The sequence below is a fragment of the Bacillus sp. NSP9.1 genome (assembly GCF_000465465.2).
Taxonomy (GTDB): Bacteria; Bacillota; Bacilli; order Bacillales; family Bacillaceae; genus Bacillus; species Bacillus sonorensis_A.
Genome location: NZ_CP048273.1, coordinates 1,961,285 through 1,979,688 on the forward strand (window position 1 = coordinate 1,961,285; position 18,404 = coordinate 1,979,688).

General features: G+C 45.9%; 19 protein-coding genes. 11 read left to right on the forward strand and 8 right to left on the reverse strand.

What is annotated here, in order from left to right; all coding sequences use genetic code 11:
* Nucleotides 1-12 precede the first annotated feature (12 nt).
* Nucleotides 13-387 carry a YybH family protein gene (locus M654_RS10180; RefSeq protein WP_026586801.1) on the forward strand — a complete coding sequence of 125 codons (375 nt, stop codon included), beginning with the start codon at nt 13-15 and terminating at the stop codon, nt 385-387.
* Nucleotides 388-549: 162 nt separating this feature from the next.
* Here the strand turns inward: M654_RS10180 and M654_RS10185 are convergent, their stop codons facing one another.
* The 3 genes from M654_RS10185 to mreBH form a co-directional block, all read right to left on the reverse strand.
* The gene (locus M654_RS10185; RefSeq protein ID WP_026586802.1) at nt 550-1,782 is read right to left on the reverse strand and encodes an aminopeptidase; all 1,233 of its coding nucleotides are present in this window, start codon (nt 1,780-1,782) and stop codon (nt 550-552) included.
* Between the two features lie 89 nt (nt 1,783-1,871).
* Nucleotides 1,872-2,000: a protein YkpC gene (locus M654_RS10190; protein WP_142246127.1), complete on the reverse strand. Its 129-nt coding sequence runs from the start codon at nt 1,998-2,000 to the stop codon at nt 1,872-1,874.
* A gap of 73 nt (nt 2,001-2,073) precedes the next feature.
* Nucleotides 2,074-3,081 (reverse strand): rod-share determining protein MreBH, encoded by a 1,008-nt coding sequence (gene mreBH / locus M654_RS10195; RefSeq protein WP_026586803.1) that lies wholly within the window; start codon nt 3,079-3,081, stop codon nt 2,074-2,076.
* 296 nt (nt 3,082-3,377) lie between these two features.
* Here mreBH and M654_RS10200 point away from each other — a divergent pair, with 296 nt between their 5' ends.
* The 4 genes from M654_RS10200 (at nt 3,378) to ade (ending at nt 7,757) form a co-directional block, all read left to right on the forward strand.
* Nucleotides 3,378-3,665, forward strand: coding sequence for a transcriptional regulator AbhA (locus M654_RS10200; RefSeq protein ID WP_026586804.1), 288 nt, complete (start codon nt 3,378-3,380; stop codon nt 3,663-3,665).
* A 188-nt stretch (nt 3,666-3,853) separates the two neighbouring features.
* Nucleotides 3,854-5,185: an ATP-binding protein gene (locus M654_RS10205; RefSeq protein ID WP_051290363.1), complete on the forward strand. Its 1,332-nt coding sequence runs from the start codon at nt 3,854-3,856 to the stop codon at nt 5,183-5,185.
* Nucleotides 5,186-5,255: 70 nt separating this feature from the next.
* Nucleotides 5,256-5,918 carry a potassium channel family protein gene (locus M654_RS10210; RefSeq protein WP_026586805.1) on the forward strand — a complete coding sequence of 221 codons (663 nt, stop codon included), beginning with the start codon at nt 5,256-5,258 and terminating at the stop codon, nt 5,916-5,918.
* 120 nt (nt 5,919-6,038) lie between these two features.
* Entirely contained in the window at nt 6,039-7,757 is a 1,719-nt protein-coding gene (ade, locus tag M654_RS10215) for an adenine deaminase (protein ID WP_026586806.1), read from the forward strand.
* Between the two features lie 36 nt (nt 7,758-7,793).
* On the opposite strand, the gene rnjA is transcribed toward ade, so the two are convergent.
* Both rnjA and M654_RS10225 read right to left on the reverse strand, forming a co-directional pair.
* Nucleotides 7,794-9,461, reverse strand: coding sequence for a ribonuclease J1 (gene rnjA, locus M654_RS10220; protein WP_026586807.1), 1,668 nt, complete (start codon nt 9,459-9,461; stop codon nt 7,794-7,796).
* Between the two features lie 4 nt (nt 9,462-9,465).
* On the reverse strand, nt 9,466-9,675 hold the full coding sequence (locus tag M654_RS10225; RefSeq protein ID WP_026586808.1) for a DNA-dependent RNA polymerase subunit epsilon: 210 nt from the start codon (nt 9,673-9,675) through the stop codon (nt 9,466-9,468).
* Between the two features lie 395 nt (nt 9,676-10,070).
* Here M654_RS10225 and M654_RS10230 point away from each other — a divergent pair, with 395 nt between their 5' ends.
* Entirely contained in the window at nt 10,071-10,844 is a 774-nt protein-coding gene (locus tag M654_RS10230; RefSeq protein WP_026586809.1) for a Cof-type HAD-IIB family hydrolase, read from the forward strand.
* 36 nt (nt 10,845-10,880) lie between these two features.
* Here the strand turns inward: M654_RS10230 and def are convergent, their stop codons facing one another.
* Nucleotides 10,881-11,435 (reverse strand): peptide deformylase, encoded by a 555-nt coding sequence (def, locus tag M654_RS10235; RefSeq protein ID WP_026586810.1) that lies wholly within the window; start codon nt 11,433-11,435, stop codon nt 10,881-10,883.
* A 118-nt stretch (nt 11,436-11,553) separates the two neighbouring features.
* A complete protein-coding gene (locus tag M654_RS10240) occupies nt 11,554-11,688 on the reverse strand; it encodes a YjcZ family sporulation protein (RefSeq protein WP_035428051.1) in 135 nt (44 codons plus the stop codon).
* Between the two features lie 261 nt (nt 11,689-11,949).
* On the opposite strand from M654_RS10240, the gene M654_RS10245 reads away from it, so the two are divergent.
* From M654_RS10245 to lpdA, 5 genes are all read left to right on the forward strand, one after another.
* The gene (locus M654_RS10245) at nt 11,950-12,618 is read left to right on the forward strand and encodes a YkyA family protein (protein ID WP_026586811.1); all 669 of its coding nucleotides are present in this window, start codon (nt 11,950-11,952) and stop codon (nt 12,616-12,618) included.
* A 402-nt stretch (nt 12,619-13,020) separates the two neighbouring features.
* A complete protein-coding gene (pdhA, locus tag M654_RS10250; protein ID WP_026586812.1) occupies nt 13,021-14,136 on the forward strand; it encodes a pyruvate dehydrogenase (acetyl-transferring) E1 component subunit alpha in 1,116 nt (371 codons plus the stop codon).
* A 3-nt stretch (nt 14,137-14,139) separates the two neighbouring features.
* Entirely contained in the window at nt 14,140-15,117 is a 978-nt protein-coding gene (gene pdhB / locus M654_RS10255) for a pyruvate dehydrogenase complex E1 component subunit beta (RefSeq protein WP_026586813.1), read from the forward strand.
* A 145-nt stretch (nt 15,118-15,262) separates the two neighbouring features.
* A complete protein-coding gene (locus tag M654_RS10260; protein ID WP_026586814.1) occupies nt 15,263-16,558 on the forward strand; it encodes a dihydrolipoamide acetyltransferase family protein in 1,296 nt (431 codons plus the stop codon).
* A 4-nt stretch (nt 16,559-16,562) separates the two neighbouring features.
* On the forward strand, nt 16,563-17,975 hold the full coding sequence (lpdA, locus tag M654_RS10265) for a dihydrolipoyl dehydrogenase (protein ID WP_026586815.1): 1,413 nt from the start codon (nt 16,563-16,565) through the stop codon (nt 17,973-17,975).
* Nucleotides 17,976-18,066: 91 nt separating this feature from the next.
* Here the strand turns inward: lpdA and M654_RS23890 are convergent, their stop codons facing one another.
* A complete protein-coding gene (locus tag M654_RS23890) occupies nt 18,067-18,297 on the reverse strand; it encodes a hypothetical protein (protein ID WP_236251229.1) in 231 nt (76 codons plus the stop codon).
* Nucleotides 18,298-18,404 lie beyond the last annotated feature (107 nt).

Sequence of the window (18,404 nt, forward strand, 5' to 3'; positions counted from 1 at the left end):
GAGATGGTCGCTATGTCATGCCGAAAGGCTCTTGAGCAATATATTCAAGCAACAAACACGCATGTGTTTGCAAATGTCAAAAAGCTTCTTGACGCCGACGCGGTGTATTGGTTTTCGGATCAGACGTGTTCGGGCTTTGAGGAGATTCAGCGTTACTTTGAAAACGCCTGGAAGCAAATCGAAAACGAAGTATACAGCGCCGAGGATGTCAGCTGGATCACGGAAACAGACGAACAGGCCGTTTGCCTGTATACGTACAAATGGAAAGGGTATTATCAAGGCGAACCGGTTTCCGGGGCAGGCCGTGCGACAAACGTATTTATAAAGGACGAGTCGGGAAGCTGGAAGCTGAAGCACGAGCATTTAAGCAGCTTGCCGAAATCGTGATGAACCGGAGTGTGCTTTGCCGGGATCATTGGACGCTTTTTTAGCCGTTACAGTCACAGGCTGAAGCGTGCAAGGGTCGGAAGTTTTTGGGAGCGGGCATTCGTCTTCGATACCATATAAAAGGACCTCAGAGACTTTCTGAGGTCCTTTTTTAGGCGGATCTTAAATCGCCCAGTTGCCGTTTCTGAAAATCGGCTCTCTCTTTCCGTCGGCCGTGATGCCGTCGATATCCATTTCTCCTGAGCCGATCATAAAATCAACGTGTGTGATGCTCTCATTTAAACCTTCTTTTGCAAGCTCTTCACGCGTCATGTTTTTGCCGCCTTCGATGTTGAAGGCATAAGCGCTTCCGATGGCGAGATGGTTTGACGCATTTTCGTCAAACAGCGTGTTATAAAATAAAATATTGGATTTGGAAATCGGTGAATCGTGCGCGACCAAAGCGACTTCACCTAAATAGTGCGAGCCTTCATCCGTTTCGATCAGCTCTTTTAAAATCTCTTCGCCTTGTTCGGCAGTTACATCGGTGATCCGGCCGTTTTCAAATGTCAGTGTAAAACCGTCGATGAGATTGCCGCCATAGCTTAACGGTTTCGTGCTGGAAACGGTTCCGTTCACACCGTCTTTTTTCGGTGCGGTAAAGACTTCCTCCGTCGGCATGTTGGCCATAAACTCATCGCCTTGTTCGTTTACACTGCCGGCTCCGACCCACAGATGTTTTTCAGGAAGCTCAATGGTCAAATCGGTCCCGTCGGCTTGATAGTGAAGGGCCTTATAGTGTTTGTCATTTAAAACACTTACTTTTTCGCGGAGCATCTGGTCGTGGTCTTTCCACGCCTGAACAGGGTCATCGCGGTCGACCCGCGTCGTCTTGAAAATTTCATTCCATAGCTTTTGAACCGCTTCTTCTTCGCTCATGTCCGAAAATACTTTTTGCGCCCAAGCTGGTGAAGGGGCAGCCACAACGGTCCAGCTGACTTTATCGGACTGAATCATTTGCCTGTATGTATGCAAAGCTTTTCCGGCCGCTTTCTGCTGTGCTGCAATTCGCTTCGAATCGATTCCTTTTAAGAGGTCCGGGCTTGATGAGACAATCGAAATAAAGGCAGCGCCTTCCTTAGCCATCGTCTCCACCCCTTTGGCTTCCCATTCCGGATACTCTGCAAACGCTTCGAAAGGGGCGAGCTCGTATTTCAGCCTTGTGACTTCATCATCCTGCCAGCGGACTGTCACATGCTTTGCACCTCGCTCATAGGCGCTTTTCACAAGCAGACGGGCAAAATCGCGGACTTCCGTCGAAGCGTTGATCACGACCTTTTGGCCCTTTTGGACATTGACGCCGACTTCTGTGACAAGCTGTGCGTATTTACTCAGTTTATCGGTAAACGAATTCATTGGCAAAACCTCCTTTATTGTCGTAAACATCATACCAAAAATTGAATTGAAAAGAAAAAAAAGACGCAGCGGCAGGGCTGCGAATTTTTTTAGCGGTTTAATTTGGCTGTTTGTTCAGGAGGGGATGGCATATGCATGAGCGAAATGCTCATTCCCCCGAGAATGATGCCGCTTAAAATGACGGTAATAGCCACGCGTCTTCCCAAATCTCTGAGCATGTTTTTCCTCCTTATCGTTTATCCATTCCTCACGATATGAAGGAAGCCGGCAAAAAAGACGTGGAAAACAAAATTATTTTGCGGCTTTTTGCAATTTATCAATCACATCAAGCGAACGTCCTGTCCCGATGGCGACAGATTCAAGCGGATTTGCGGCGACATGCACCGGTACGACGATTTCCTGTGAAAGCCATTCTTTGATCCCGTTTAAGAGGGCGCCGCCTCCCGTTAAAATCACGCCGCGGTCGACGATGTCCCCGCTCAGCTCGGGAGGGCAGTCCTCAAGAGTAGCTCTGATGGCTTCAATAATGTGAAGAAGAGATTCGCGCATGGCAGCCTGGATTTCATTTGATTCAAGGGTAATCGTTTTCGGCAGGCCTGTGACAAGATCGCGCCCTCTGACTTCCATCGTCTTTGTTTCATGCTCGATCAGAGCGTAGCCGATCTCAATTTTGATTTCCTCTGCCGTCCGTTCTCCGATCAGCAGGTTGTATTTTTTTCTGACGAATGTCACGATGTCTTCGTCAAGCTGATCGCCGCCGATCCGGATAGAATGGCAGGATACCACGCCTCCGAAAGAAATAATGGCCACCTCTGTCGTTCCCCCGCCAATATCGACGACGACATTTGCGACGGGCTCATCAACGGGCAGATCAGCGCCGATCGCCGCAGCGACAGGCTCTTCGATCAAATGCACCTGCTTGGCTCCGCAATTTTTCACGGCATCGCTGATGGCCCGTCTTTCAACAGCGGTGGAACCGGATGGCGTACACACCACAACACTCGGCTTTCTGAATGTAAAGCCGATATTTTTGCCCGCTTTTTTCATGATCTGTTTGAGAAGGTCTGTCGTCATGTCGTAATCGGCAATAACGCCGTCTTTCATTGGGCGTACCGCAACGATTTTGCCCGGCGTTTTTCCGATCATGTTTTTAGCCTCGGTGCCGACCGCCAACACGTTCTTTGTTTCCGTATCCACGGCGACAACGGAAGGCTCGTTTAAAATGATTCCTTTATTTTTGCTGTAAACCAATATGTTCGCTGTTCCTAGATCAATTCCGATCTCGGTCGTTTGAAACATGTTTTCACCCAATCTCTATTTAAAATTTTTTTCGAAAATCTTCGTGCTGAAAAAAGAATTTCATTTAAATTTTCTCATGAAATCATCGATTTATGGGGGGTTGTGACGGTTTTGAAAACAACCTGTAAAATGATGACCTCATATTTACATCACAAGAACATTATTTCATTTTTGTGTCTAATTTTTTTGCTGAAGAAAGGTGAAACAGGGAAACCTTTCATGCTTTTTGTACGTCTATCGTTATACTAAGACATTATCTTAGAAAAATAGAAACAAAGAGGAAGTAGGCGAAAGTTTTGAAAGCAATAGGAGTTGTAAGAAAAGTGGACGAACTCGGCCGCATCGTGATGCCGATTGAATTGAGAAGGGCTCTTGATATCTCGATCAAGGACAGCATTGAATTCTTCGTCGATCAGGATAAAATCATCCTGCAAAAGTATAAACCGCACGGCGTCTGCTTGATTACCGGTGAGATAACCTCTGAAAACCGCGCATACGGAAACGGGAACATTACGCTCAGCCCTGAGGGTGCTGAATTGCTGTTGGAGGAAATTAAAACCAAATTGAATCAGGAGAAAGCTTAACATCAAGCGCCCTTCTTACAGAAGGGTTTTTTTTCATCATTGTCGAAAAAAAGCCCTCTCACAAAACGAATCCGTCTATCACCTGAAAGATTCATCAATTTTAGACGATAAATACTTCGAACAATCCTCTCAAAGATGCTGTAAAGAATGTTACAATTGACTGAGAAATAGAAGTGGCAGGTGGGGGCATGAAAAGGTATCAAGGACGGATCATTTCAACCGTACTGGCAATGACTTTCATTATGTTTTGGAATTATTTATTTTACGGAGTATTGGGAAACAAAATTAACTGGACGGTTGATGTGCTGTTTACACTGGTGACATTGATCAGTGTATGGTGGCTTACGCTTTACATCGATGAGTCGAATCAGCTCGTCTATAAGCTGAAGGAAAGCGAGAAAAAATACAAACAGCTATCAGCAGAAACCAACCGTATCATGGATAACCTGCAGGAGATCGTCTTTCAGACCGACCGGAAAGGGATCATCACCTTTTTGAACCAGGCGTGGACCACCCTGACAGGCTACAGTGTCGAATCAAGCCTCGGGACGATGTATAACGATTACTTTGATCATGAAGAGCGCATTTCAAATCATCTGAATCAGCAGCTGAAGAACAAGGAGCATGAAGGAAGAATCGAAGTCTTATATCATCGAAAAGACGGAAGCAAGTTTTGGGGCGAAGTCCACTATAAATTATATTATACAAACGGCCAATTTACGGGAAGCCTGGGGACGCTGACAGATGTTACAGAGCGGAAAAAAGCCGAAATGGAGCTGTTTAAATCAAATCAGCGGCTTGCCATGCAGTCGCAAAAGCTTGCGATGGCGGGGCAGCTTGCCGCCGGGATCGCCCATGAAGTCAGAAACCCTCTGACCTCTGTTAACGGTTTTTTGCAATTGATGAAAACCGAGTATCCAGACAGATCCAGCTACTTTGACATTATTTTTTCCGAGATCAAAAGAATCGACTGTGTGCTTGGCGAACTGCTTGTGCTGGCCAAACCCCATCAGGTTCAATTTAAGAAAATCAAAATCAATTCAGTGCTTCGTCAGGTCGCGACCTTGCTTGAAACCAATGCCGTGCTTTCCCGCATCAAAATCGAAAAAACGTTTGAAAACGGGAAAGAATGGGAAATCAACGGTGATGAAAATCAAATTAAGCAAGTGTTTATTAACTTAATCAAAAATGGAATTGAAGCCATGCCTGATGGAGGGAAAATCACCATTTCCACTGAACAGGAAGATGATTTCGTAAAGGTAAGCATCAAAGATGAGGGCGGCGGCATTTCCCAAGCCGATTTGGCAAAGCTGGGCGAACCTTTCTTTTCTACGAAAGAAGAAGGGACAGGACTCGGTCTGACAATTTGCCTGAACATCATCGGTGCTCATAACGGGGAAATGAAGATCGACAGCAAATTGGGTGAGGGGAGCACCTTCCACATTCTGCTGCCGATCGATAAAGATGAACCGCTTGACAAGCAGTATGCTGAGGAAACATATTGCGGTCACACGACGTAAAAATAATAGAGGAAAAATATGATGTCGTATGATAGAATTTGTTAAAGATTGACCGATGGAGGAATAACCGATGAAAAAAGAATTTGCAGTAATTGGACTCGGCCGGTTCGGCGGCAGCATTTGCAAGGCGCTGAGCGAGGAAGGCTTAGAAGTGATGGCGATCGATGTCGATGAGGATCGGGTGAACGAATACGCCAAAATCGCTTCACATGCTGTAATAGGAGATACAACTGACGAATCTGTGCTTAAAAACCTCGGACTCCGCAATTTTGATCATGTTATTGTGGCAATCGGGGAAAATATTCAGGCGAGCATTTTAACGACGCTGATTTTAAAAGAGCTCGGCGTTAAAATGATCACGGTGAAAGCGCAAAATGACTACCACGAAAAGGTGCTGTCCAAAATCGGAGCCGACCGGATCGTTCATCCGGAGCGTGAAATGGGCAAAAGAATTGCTCATAATATCGTCTCCAACAATGTGCTCGACTATCTTGAACTCTCAGATGAACACAGTCTCGTCGAAATCGCGGCGAACGGCAAACTGGCCGGAAATACGCTGCTTGATCTTGATATTCGCGCCAGGTACGGCATTAATATCGTCGCGATTAAGCGCGAGAAAGAAGTGATTGTTTCCCCGCTTGCAACGGAGGAGATTCAAAAAGACGATATCTTAATCGTCATCGGCTCGAACCCCGACATTGAAAGGTTTGAAAAAAAGGTGTTTCAACGATGATCAAACAAGCCGTAAGCGTTTTGCGCTTACGGTTTTTTTTATCTTTTCATTGACTGTTGAGAGCGATTCGGCTACGATATTGAACCATATACATCAGAAAAAGAGAGGGGTTATCAACCTTTGGATAAAGAGGTGCTCATCAATCGGCTCGGCGCTGCCAGTCATCGCAAAAAAGCTGATACAGTCATCAAAAACGGAAAAATCATGGATGTTTTCAATCAGGAATGGTTGGAGACGGACATTGCCATTGAAAACGGAGCCATCGTCGGTTTAGGCGATTATGAGGGAGAGAACATCATTGACGCAAAAGGGCAGATGATTGTTCCCGGATTTATTGACGGACATGTTCATATCGAGTCTTCGATGGTGCCGCCGGCCGAATTTGCCAAAGCGGTGATTCCTCATGGTGTCACAACCGTAATCACAGACCCCCACGAAATCGCCAATGTCTCAGGAATCAAAGGGCTGACATTTATGATGGAACAAGCCCGCCGGACGAAGCTGAACATTCATTTTATGCTTCCTTCATGCGTTCCTGCTGCAGCGTTTGAAAAGTCCGGAGCGGTGTTGAATGCAGAGGATCTGAAGCCTTTTTACAACCGCAATGAAGTGCTCGGCCTTGCCGAGGTGATGGATTATGTTGCGGTGGAGGCGGCCGAAAGCGATATGACGCAAAAGCTTGCTGACGCTCATCTCGCCGGCAAGCGGATCGACGGGCACCTGGCCGGTCTTCCGCCCAAGCTTGTCAACGTCTACAGGGCCGCAGGCGTGCTGACCGATCATGAGGTGACAACCCCGGAAGAAGCGCTTGAAAGAATCAGAAGGGGAATGTACGTCATGCTCAGAGAGGGGTCTGTTGCTAAGAATGTACGGCATGTACTGCCTGCGGTCAATGAGAAAAATGCAAGGCGTTTCTTTTTTTGTACGGATGACAAACATTTGGATGAGCTGATTGATGAAGGGAGTATCAATCATCAGGTTAAACTGGCCATTCAATCCGGACTTGATCCTTTTCTCGCATATCAAATGGGTAGTCTTCATGCAGCGGAATGCTACGGCTTGAAAACGAAGGGAGCTGTTGCCCCCGGTTATGATGCAGACCTTCTGTTCATCAGCGACTTAACAAATGTGGACATCACACAGACGATGATCGGCGGTGTGATCTATAAAGAAGCCGATACATGCCTTTCCAGCAGCAAACTTGACGCCGCCTTGCTTCAATCCGTGCACCTGCCCAAGTTCGAGCTATGCGACCTTGAGATTCCGATTGTTCAAGACAGGGATATCCGTGTCATCGAAATTATTCCCAACCAGCTTGAAACAAGGCTTTTTTTGACCAAGCCGGATGAAGAACCGAATTTTCAGGCCGATACAGAAAACGATTTGCTGAAGATCGCGGTGATAGAACGTCACAGCGGCAAAAAGGAAATCGGTCTTGGCATTGTCAAAGGATTCGGATTAAAAGAAGGGGCGATTGCGACGACCATTTCCCACGACTCTCATAATCTGATTGCTGTCGGGACAAACGATCGGGATCTGTTGAAAGCGATCGAACGACTCGGGGAAATCGGCGGAGGTTTGACCGTGGCCAAAGCAGGGAAAGAACTTCATTCCGTCGCCCTGCCAATAGCGGGGCTATTGTCCGACAAGCCGATTGACACCGTCAATGAAAGCTTGCTGTCACTTCATGAAGCATTGCAGCAAACCGGGTTTTCAGGTGATTTTAATCCATTTTTAACCCTTTCATTTCTGGCGCTTCCCGTCATTCCCGATATCAAGATGACGACGGAAGGACTGTTTGATGTGAAGGCCTTTCAGCATATTCCGATTCAATCCTAAAAAAACGGATACACCTATTGGTGTATCCGTTATTATTTACACTTCCATAATGATCGGCAGGATCATTGGGCGGCGCTTCGTTTTTTCGTATAGGAAAGGTGCGAGTGTGTCCGTGATTTCGTTTTTGATTTCAGACCACTGCGTTGTTTTGCGCTCCATCACTTTTTGAAGGTGGCTTGCGATCAGGTCTTGCGCTTCATTAATCAAATCGCCTGATTCCCTCATGTAGACAAAGCCTCTTGAAATTAAGTCAGGTCCTGCGGACACTTTGAATTCTTTCATATTGATGCTGACTACGACAATGACGAGCCCTTCTTCAGAAAGGATGCGGCGGTCGCGAAGCACAATGTTGCCGATATCGCCGATGCCGCTTCCGTCAATATAAACATTGCCGGAAGGGATTTTTCCCGCGACAGATGCTTCATCACTTGTCAAAGCAAGCACTTCACCATTATCCATGATAAAGCAGTTTTCCTCCGGAATCCCGCAATCTGTCGCCAGTTTCACGTGCATTTTCTGCATTCGGTATTCACCGTGAATCGGCATGAAGAATTTCGGCTTGATCAAACGAAGCATCAGCTTTTGTTCTTCCTGCCCGCCGTGTCCGGACGTATGAATATTCGTCACGGCTCCATGGATGACATCTGCACCCGCCCGGTAAAGCTGATTGATCGTGCGGCTGACACTGATCGTATTGCCCGGGATCGGAGAAGATGAAAATACGACCGTATCCCCGGGGTTGATGGAGATTTGCCGGTGGGTGCCGTTTGCAATCCGTGATAGCGCGGCCATCGGTTCACCTTGGCTTCCGGTACAGAGAATCGTTACCTTTCCGGCAGGCAGCCTGTTGATTTCATTCCCTTCAATAAACGTGTTTTTCGGGCATTTAATATATCCGAGTGTTTGTCCGATTTCAATGGCATTCTCCATGCTTCGTCCAAAAACGGCAACTTTTCGCCCGTTGGCAACAGCCGATTCGATCACCTGCTGCAGACGGTGAATGTTTGAAGCGAAGGTCGCAAAGATGATCCGGCCTTCAACTTTGCGGAAAATATCATCAATGCTTTCACCGACTTTGCGTTCTGACATGGTGAAGTCAGGGATTTCACTGTTTGTGCTGTCAGACAGCAGACAAAGTACGCCTTCTTTGCCGATTTCGGCCATCTTGGTTAAGTTGGCTGGTTCGCCTACCGGAGTAAAATCAAATTTAAAGTCACCGGTATGTACGATGTTTCCTTGCGGCGTTTTGACGACGATCCCGTATGAGTCAGGAATGCTGTGGGTCGTCCGGAAGAAAGAAACAGCTGTTTTTCTGAATTTGACAATATCGTCCTCTTCAATAATATGAAGTTTTGTCTGGCGCAGAAGGCCGTGTTCTTCAAGCTTTTTTCTCAAGAGGCCGATCGCCAGCTGTCCGCCGTAAACAGGGATGTTGACCTGTTTCAAAAGGTATGGGATGCCTCCGATGTGGTCTTCATGTCCGTGCGTAATGAAAAGGCCTTTGATCTTTTCTTCATTTTTGACTAAATAAGTGTAATCTGGGATGACATAATCGATTCCGAGAAGCTCGTCCTCGGGAAACTTAATGCCTGCATCGATCAGCACAATCTCGTCCTGAAATTGTACACCGTACGTGTTTTTGCCGATTTCCCCAAGTCCGCCAAGGGCAAATACAGCCGTTTGGTCATTTTTAACAAATTTCATTCATTCATAACTCCAATACTTTAAAATTTTCGCTTTGCTTTTCGTATTCTAAAAAAGCGCCTTCAACTTCCTGTATAAACTCAATGTTGTAATTGTATTGTTTTAATTTAGATCTGACTTCACGTTCAGATTGAGCTTCCACAAAAATTGAATCTGTTTTTTCACGAACAGGTACTTCGTCATTACTGCCCTGAAAAAATACCTTATAAATCATCCAAATCTCTCCTTAACTGCCGATTGTTAGACTCATCTTTCTATTATATGCGAAATTGCTTTATAAGAAAAGCGCCTGAGAAAAAAAGGACCCTTCCACATGTGTGAAGGTCCTTTTTAAGCAATCGACTTTCTGCGCATCATACCATTCAGCTGTTTTTTTAATTTCTTCCGCAGACGGCGAAGCATTCGGTTTCCTCCTTTCTCTGACTTGTCCCCATGCCGGTCTTGTTTCTTTAGTTCTATTATATGATGAATTTGTCTATTGTTACATGGTTATTATTGGCATGTGGATTTTGTTTTGGTTTTCAAGTGAAAAGGTTTTCTCTGGACGTTAGTTTTTGTATGATGGAACAGGAGAACGATAAATGATACAAGCTAAGGAGACCTGCAATCATGGATAAAAAGCTGATTTTTTTTGATATCGACGGAACCATTTATGATCATGATAAAAAGATTCCCGCGAGTACAAAACGGGCCATTTCCGATTTGAAAGCGCACGGACACCATGTTTTCATCGCGACAGGAAGGGCTCCGTTCATGGTTGGTGAAGTTCTCGAAGAACTGGACATCCATTCATTTGTCTCATATAACGGACAGTATGTCGTATTCGAAGGTGAGGTCATCTATAAAAACCCGCTATCTGCCGCCTCCCTGGAAAGTTTGCTGGAACATTCGGATCAATGCGGCCACCCGATCGTTTTTATGGGAGAAGAGGGAATGCGCGCTTCGATCGGGGATCATCCCTCTATTCTTGAAGGGATCGGCAGCTTAAAAGTGGCACCTCCGCAGCCTGACCGCTCCTATTATCAAGGAAGGGACATTTTTCAAGTGCTTCTCTTCTGTGATGAGAAGGATGAAGAGCAGTACCGCCGGTTTCGGGAATTCAATTTCATCCGCTGGCACGAGCGTTCGACAGATGTTCTGCCTGCTGGAGGCTCAAAAGCGGAAGGGATCAAAAAGGTCATCGAAAAGCTGCCGTTTGCAAGAAAGGATACATATGCGTTTGGAGACGGTCTGAACGATCTGAAAATGATCGAATTTGCGGGGACGGGAGTTGCGATGGGCAACGCTGTCGAAGAGCTGAAAAAGATCGCCGACTTCGTCACGAAACCGGTTGATGAAGATGGGATTGCATATGCGGTTGAAGCGCTTGGCCTTTTAAAATAGCTGAAGCGGATCGAACTTTCGATCCGCTTTTTGCCGCTATCTGCCGACAGGTATTGCGTTTTCTGGCTCTTTCAGCGGATTTTCTTTGTCGATATGGTCATAGAACATAATGCCGTTTAAGTGATCGATTTCGTGCTGGAAGACGATCGCAGGGTAGCCCTTTAAACGGATGTCAATGTTTTCGCCTTCAAGCGTCGTCGCTTTTACTCTGATCCGCGCATAGCGCGGGACGAAGCCCGGGATCGGCTCGTCAACCGACAGGCAGCCTTCACCGCTTGTCAAGTAGCTTTTCTGGACGGAGTGGCTGACAATCCGGGGATTAAAAAGCGCGTAGCTGTATAATGTGCCGTCTTCGCCTTCGGCATGGACGGCGATCATTCTTTTATTGACATTAATTTGCGGAGCGGCGAGGCCCACTCCTGGACGAAGATTGTATTTTTGAGCGATCTCGGGATCCTGACTGTTTTTGACAAACTCGATCATTTCAGTCAGCTGCTTTATCTCCGTTTCATTTGCTGGCAATTGCACTTCTTCGGCGACGGTTCTCAAAGCGGGATGACCGTCGCGGACAATGTTTTCCATTGTAATCAACTTCTTCACTCCCACTGATTAATATGTAAAGTATAGCGGATGTTCTCCCCGGCGTGCAATGTCTCTGCATCATAAATGACCAGCCAAAAAAGCGGCTGGTCTTGTTGATTTCACTGAACTAGCAGCCTAAATATGCCGCACCTACAATAATCAGCAATATAAAGAGAACAACGATCAAAGCGAATGTGCGGCCGTAGCCATATCCACCGTATCCGCCGCCGTACCCGTATCCAGGGCAGCAATAACCGTACATATGAAGACCTCCTCCGTAGTTTTACGCAAAGCCTTTTTTCTTTAGTAGGCATAGCGTCTAATATAAATTATGTAAAAGTCGGATGGTTGTATAGTCGAATGCCCAACATCACGTAAATTTCCCAAATTGTTTTTGTTCTAAAACCGTCCCTCCATACATACCGATCTTGTATCGGCATGTCCAAAAACACCGGGATTTTTTGTTGTCAAACATACGAATAAACTTTATAGTGGAATTTGTCTAGATTGGGGGAAAGTCAGAGTGAAATCATCAACATTGCGTGTGCCGGCCGTCCTTGCCGTTTTTTGTGCGGCGATATTTTTACTGGCGGGCTGCTTATGGAAAGATCCCGTAAGTTCTTTGCACGGCTCTCTGGAAAAGATCGTCGAATTGGAAAAGCCGTTTAAAAAGGAGCAGGCATCTCTGAAAAGCTTGGAAAAAAACGAATCGAAGCTTTATGAAGAAATGATCAGGCTGAATATGGATGATTTTGATCAGGTTGTGAAGCTTTCCAATCAGGCGCTGAAAAACGCAGACAAACGCGAAGCGCATTTACAAACGGAAAAGGAAAGCATTGAAAAGGCAAAGCGCGAATTTGAAGCGAATAAAGAGACCGCCGAAAAGATCGGCGATGAAAAGGTGAGGAAAAAAGCGGAGAATGCCGCTTCTTATATGGAGAAGCGCTACAAGGCGTACGGGACGCTTTATGCAGCATATAAAAGCGCCATCGGACTTGACAAAGAATTGTACAAGCTCCTGCAAAATAAGGATCTCGAACTGAGCAAACTCGAAGCCCAGCTGAAGAAAATCAACAAATCGTATGATGATGTATTGAAGCGGAGCAAAGACTTCAACGCTTATACAAAAGATTTTAATCAAGCCAAAAAAGAGTTTTACAAGGCGGCAGGATTTAATGTGAAGGAGAGCTGATTTGAATCGGCTCTCCTTTTTTCGACAAAATCTGTATTGCTATTGTAATACAGATTCTTATCTATACTAGCACAGTTTTATCCCGTTCTGAAGACCGTTAAAACGGGAATTGAATAAAGCGAATACATTTATTGAAATTCGGGAATGAAATCGATTGACGTGTCACATTCGCTGGTGTAAACTTAGCCTTGGTGGAACTTGTTGTATTAGTTTGTTGCAAAAGATAAATGATACAGTTTTAGAACGCGTTGTATTGTCCTTACATAAAAGTTTCGACAACCATCAAAGCGGCTAATATGAAATAAATATGAGTTGCGCCCGTCAATTTAGGACACCCTAATTTTGTATGTATAAGGGATAAACGTCTATGACTGTTAAAAGAAAGGAAGAGGTGACTTGAATATGGCTGCAAAAACGAAAAAAGCAATCGTTGATAGCAAAAAGCAATTTGATGCCATTAAAAAGCAGTTCGAAACGTTTCAAATTTTGAATGAAGAAGGCGAAGTCGTAAATGAAACGGCAATGCCTGATTTATCAGACGATCAATTAAAAGAATTAATGCGCCGCATGGTGTTTACGCGAATTCTGGATCAGCGTTCTATTTCTCTGAACAGACAAGGCCGCCTCGGATTCTATGCGCCGACTGCCGGACAGGAAGCTTCTCAAATAGCAACGCATTTTGCGCTTGAGAAAGAAGACTTCGTCCTTCCGGGCTACCGTGACGTTCCGCAGCTGATCTGGCACGGGCTTCCGCTTTATCAGGCGTTCTTGTTCTCCCGCGGACATTTCCGGGGAAATCAAATGCCGGATGATGTTAATGCGCTTTCACCGCAAATCATCATCGGTGCGCAGTACATTCAGACAGCCGGTGTGGCCCTCGGTCTGAAAAAACGCGGCAAACAAGCAGTAGCGATCACTTATACAGGTGACGGAGGCGCTTCACAAGGGGATTTCTACGAAGGAATCAACTTTGCGGGTGCTTATAAAGCTCCGGCTATCTTCGTCGTCCAAAACAACCGCTATGCGATTTCTACACCTGTAGAAAAACAATCAGCAGCACAAACCATCGCTCAAAAAGCAGCGGCCGCCGGTATCGTCGGCATTCAAGTTGACGGAATGGATGCGCTTGCTGTGTACGCTGCTACCCGTGAAGCTCGTGAGCGCGCTGTTAACGGCGAAGGTCCGACACTGATTGAGACGCTTTGCTTCCGTTACGGTCCTCATACAATGGCGGGCGATGACCCGACGAAATACCGCACGAAAGAAATCGAGAATGAGTGGGAGCAGAAAGATCCGCTCGTACGTTTCCGCAAGTTCTTGGAAAACAAAGGCCTCTGGTCTGAAGAGGAAGAAAACAAAGTAATCGAAGAAGCAAAAGAAGAAATCAAACAGGCGATCAAGAAAGCCGACGAAGAGCCGAAGCAAAAAGTGACCGACCTGATCGACATCATGTATGAAGAGCTTCCTTACAACCTTGCAGAACAAAAGGAAATTTATAAAGAGAAGGAGTCGAAGTAAGCCATGGCGCAAATGACAATGATTCAAGCAATCACTGATGCGTTACGCACAGAACTGAAAAATGACGAAAATGTCTTAGTTTTCGGAGAAGACGTCGGTGTTAACGGCGGCGTGTTCCGTGCGACTGAAGGATTGCAAAAAGAGTTTGGTGAGGATCGCGTATTTGACACTCCTCTTGCCGAATCTGGTATCGGCGGTCTTGCACTCGGTATGGGCTTACAAGGTTTCCGTCCGGTAATGGAAATTCAATTTTTCGGATTCGTGTATGAAGTAATGGATTCAGTTTCCGGCCAAATGGCGCGGATGCGCTACCGTTCCGGCGGCCGCTGGACTTCTCCTGTTACAATCCGTTCCCCGTTTGGCGGCGGTGTTCATACACCAGAGCTTCACGCGGACAGCTTGGAAGGACTTGTTGCACAGCAGCCTGGACTTAAAGTCGTGATCCCTTCAACTCCGTACGATGCAAAAGGACTTTTGATTTCCGCGATCCGCGACAACGATCCGGTCGTCTTCCTTGAGCATATGAAGCTTTATCGTTCATTCCGCCAGGAGGTTCCTGAGGAAGAATACACAATTGAAATCGGAAAAGCCGATGTGAAGCGTGAAGGTACAGATCTTTCCATCATCACGTATGGAGCGATGGTTCACGAATCATTAAAAGCAGCTGAAGAACTTGAAAAAGAAGGCGTATCAGCTGAGGTTGTCGATCTTCGCACAGTCAGCCCGCTTGATATTGACGCAATCATCGCATCTGTTGAGAAAACAGGCCGTGCAATCGTTGTTCAAGAAGCGCAAAAACAAGCAGGTATTGCAGCGAACGTTGTAGCGGAAATCAATGACCGCGCCATCTTAAGCCTTGAAGCACCGGTGCTTCGCGTGGCAGCGCCTGATACTGTATTCCCATTCTCTCAAGCTGAAGGCGTTTGGCTTCCAAACCATAAAGACGTGCTTGAAACTGCAAAAAAAGTATTGGAATTTTAATCTAATCAGATATGAAGGAAGGGGAAAGTTGACGTTTGTCTTTTCCCTTCATGTATTTCCACAGTCAGGCGGGAATTTTCAGCCGTATAACTGACAGTCTGTGAAACAATAACAACTACGTAAATATCTTAGGAGGTCGAAAACTGTGGCATTTGAATTTAAACTTCCGGATATCGGGGAAGGAATCCACGAGGGCGAAATCGTAAAATGGTTCGTCAAGCCAAACGATGAGGTAAACGAAGATGACGTTTTGGCAGAGGTGCAAAACGATAAAGCTGTTGTAGAAATTCCTTCACCTGTTAAGGGAAAAGTATTAGAATTAAAAGTTGAAGAGGGAACAGTCGCAACCGTCGGGCAGACAATCATTACATTTGATGCACCAGGGTACGAAGATCTTCAATTTAAAGGTAGCGACGAATCATCAGAAGCTAAAACTGAAGAGGCTAAAGCAGAAGAAGCTGAAGCACCTGCACAAGAAACAGCAGCCAAGCAGGATGATGCAGACGCAGATCCGAATAAACGCGTCATCGCAATGCCTTCCGTTCGCAAATATGCTCGTGAAAAAGGCGTTGATATCGCGAAGGTTGCCGGTTCCGGCAAAAACGGACGGGTTCTCAAAGAAGATATCGACAGCTTCTTAAACGGAGGTGCAGCAGTAGAAGCTCCAGCTGCTCAAGCTGAAGAGAAAGCAGAACCTGCTCAACAGCCGCAAGCTGCAGTACAAGTTCCGGAAGGCGAGTTCCCTGAAACACGCGAAAAAATGAGCGGAATCCGCAAAGCCATCGCAAAAGCTATGGTGAATTCCAAACATACCGCTCCACACGTTACACTAATGGATGAAGTCGATGTAACAAACCTTGTCGCACACCGTAAGCAGTTTAAACAAGTTGCGGCTGACCAAGGCATTAAGCTGACTTACCTGCCTTACGTGGTAAAAGCTTTAACATCAGCTCTGAAAAAATATCCTGTACTTAACACATCAATCGACGATAATACAGATGAAGTGATTCAGAAGCACTACTACAACATCGGTATTGCAGCAGACACCGACAAAGGACTGCTTGTGCCGGTTGTTAAAAATGCGGACCGCAAAGCTGTGTTTGAGATTTCCAATGAAATCAACGAACTTGCGACAAAAGCGCGCGAAGGCAAGCTTGCTCCTGCTGAAATGAAAGGCGCTTCTTGCACAATCACCAACATCGGTTCTGCCGGCGGCCAATGGTTCACACCGGTTATCAACCATCCTGAGGTTGCGATCCTTGGAATCGGCCGTATCGCTGAAAAAGCGATTGTGCGCGACGGCGAAATTGTCGCTGCACCTGTTCTGGCTCTTTCTCTAAGCTTTGACCACCGTATGATCGACGGGGCAACTGCACAAAACGCGTTGAATCACATCAAGCGTTTACTGAACGATCCACAACTAATTTTAATGGAGGCGTAATGTCATGGTAGTAGGAGATTTCCCTATTGAAACAGATACTCTCGTCATTGGTGCGGGTCCTGGCGGCTATGTAGCTGCCATCCGCGCCGCTCAGCTTGGACAAAAAGTAACCATCGTTGAAAAAGGCAATCTTGGAGGCGTATGTCTGAATGTCGGATGTATCCCTTCAAAAGCGCTGATCAATGCAGGCCACCGTTATGAGAATGCAAAGCATTCTGAAGATATGGGGATCACGGCTGAAAACGTAACAGTAGACTTTACAAAAGTTCAAGAATGGAAAGCCTCTGTTGTGAAAAAGCTTACCGGCGGTGTTGAAGGCCTTCTGAAAGGCAACAAAGTCGATATCGTAAAAGGTGAAGCATATTTCGTAGACAGCAATTCTGTTCGCGTGATGGATGAGAATTCAGCTCAAACCTACACATTCAAAAATGCGATCATTGCAACGGGTTCACGTCCTATTGAATTGCCAAACTTTAAATATAGCGACCGCGTCTTGAATTCAACCGGTGCATTGGCGCTGAAAGAAATTCCTAAAAAGCTCGTTGTCATCGGAGGCGGCTACATCGGTACAGAGCTTGGAACAGCCTATGCCAACTTCGGTACAGAAGTGGTTGTTCTTGAAGGCGGAGACGAAATCCTCCCAGGCTTTGAGAAGCAAATGAGCTCTCTTGTCAAACGCAACCTTAAGAAAAAAGGCAATGTTGAGATCCATACAAATGCGATGGCAAAAGGCGTCGAAGAAAAAGCAGACGGCGTAAGCGTGACGTTTGAAGTCAAAGGTGAAGAGAAAACCGTTGATGCTGACTACGTACTTGTAACGGTCGGACGCGTGCCGAACACAGATGAGCTTGGTCTTGAGCAAGTCGGCATTGAAATGACAGACCGCGGCATCATCAAAACAGACAAACAATGCCGTTCAAACGTTTCCAACATTTATGCAATCGGCGATATCATCGAAGGACCGCCGCTTGCCCACAAAGCATCTTATGAAGGCAAAATTGCTGCTGAAGCGATTGCTGGAGAAGCTGCGGAAATCGATTATCTCGGAATTCCAGCAGTTGTCTTCTCTGAGCCTGAGCTGGCATCAGTCGGCTACACTGAAGCACAGGCTAAAGAAGAAGGCCTTGAAGTGACAGCTGCCAAATTCCCATTTGCAGCTAACGGACGTGCGCTGTCATTAAATGAAACTGACGGTTTCCTTAAACTTGTGACACGCAAAGAAGACGGACTTGTCATCGGTGCGCAGATCGCCGGTGCCAGCGCTTCTGATATGATTTCTGAGCTGAGCTTGGCAATCGAAGCAGGAATGACTGCAGAAGACATTGCGATGACGATCCATGCTCACCCGACATTGGGAGAAATCACAATGGAAGCTGCGGAAGTAGCTATTGGAATGCCGATTCACGTCGTAAAATAAGCAGCTAAAAATCCCCCGTTAAACGGGGGATTTTTGTTTGAAGAAGATGTACCGCCGGAGGCCGGAGATTCCCTGAAACAGAACAGCGCTTTTATGGTTTTAATTGCTCCTTAAGAAGCTTGACGATTTTTTCCTTATCTTTGATTTTTCCTTCAATTTTAACTAGTACTTTTTTATCATTGACAAGCAGCAAACATGGAAATATATGAACGTCCTTTTTCCACTTTCCCTTCTCCTCTAAAATTTCCATATTTGCAACCTGCTTGGGATATTCTTTTTTTAAATCCATCAGTGCATCATAATAAGCAATTTCACGATCCATATGCTCATCGTCGGAAAAAAAGATCAGTTTAACGTGAGGCTGTTCGTCACTTTGATGTTCGTCTTCAGTGTCTTGGGAAAACGAACATCCGCTCATGAAACATAAGA

What these genes read in the sequence shown, in the direction of transcription:
- M654_RS10180 (WP_026586801.1), top strand. Translation starts at nt 13, where the DNA reads ATGTCATGCCGAAAGGCTCTTGAGCAATATATTCAAGCAACAAACACG.
- M654_RS10185 (WP_026586802.1), bottom strand. Translation starts at nt 1,782, where the DNA reads ATGAATTCGTTTACCGATAAACTGAGTAAATACGCACAGCTTGTCACA.
- M654_RS10190 (WP_142246127.1), bottom strand. Translation starts at nt 2,000, where the DNA reads ATGCTCAGAGATTTGGGAAGACGCGTGGCTATTACCGTCATTTTAAGC.
- mreBH (WP_026586803.1), bottom strand. Translation starts at nt 3,081, where the DNA reads ATGTTTCAAACGACCGAGATCGGAATTGATCTAGGAACAGCGAACATA.
- M654_RS10205 (WP_051290363.1), top strand. Translation starts at nt 3,854, where the DNA reads ATGAAAAGGTATCAAGGACGGATCATTTCAACCGTACTGGCAATGACT.
- M654_RS10210 (WP_026586805.1), top strand. Translation starts at nt 5,256, where the DNA reads ATGAAAAAAGAATTTGCAGTAATTGGACTCGGCCGGTTCGGCGGCAGC.
- rnjA (WP_026586807.1), bottom strand. Translation starts at nt 9,461, where the DNA reads ATGAAATTTGTTAAAAATGACCAAACGGCTGTATTTGCCCTTGGCGGA.
- M654_RS10225 (WP_026586808.1), bottom strand. Translation starts at nt 9,675, where the DNA reads ATGATTTATAAGGTATTTTTTCAGGGCAGTAATGACGAAGTACCTGTT.
- M654_RS10230 (WP_026586809.1), top strand. Translation starts at nt 10,071, where the DNA reads ATGGATAAAAAGCTGATTTTTTTTGATATCGACGGAACCATTTATGAT.
- M654_RS10240 (WP_035428051.1), bottom strand. Translation starts at nt 11,688, where the DNA reads ATGTACGGTTATTGCTGCCCTGGATACGGGTACGGCGGCGGATACGGT.
- pdhA (WP_026586812.1), top strand. Translation starts at nt 13,021, where the DNA reads ATGGCTGCAAAAACGAAAAAAGCAATCGTTGATAGCAAAAAGCAATTT.
- pdhB (WP_026586813.1), top strand. Translation starts at nt 14,140, where the DNA reads ATGGCGCAAATGACAATGATTCAAGCAATCACTGATGCGTTACGCACA.
- lpdA (WP_026586815.1), top strand. Translation starts at nt 16,563, where the DNA reads ATGGTAGTAGGAGATTTCCCTATTGAAACAGATACTCTCGTCATTGGT.
- M654_RS23890 (WP_236251229.1), bottom strand. Translation starts at nt 18,297, where the DNA reads ATGGATCGTGAAATTGCTTATTATGATGCACTGATGGATTTAAAAAAA.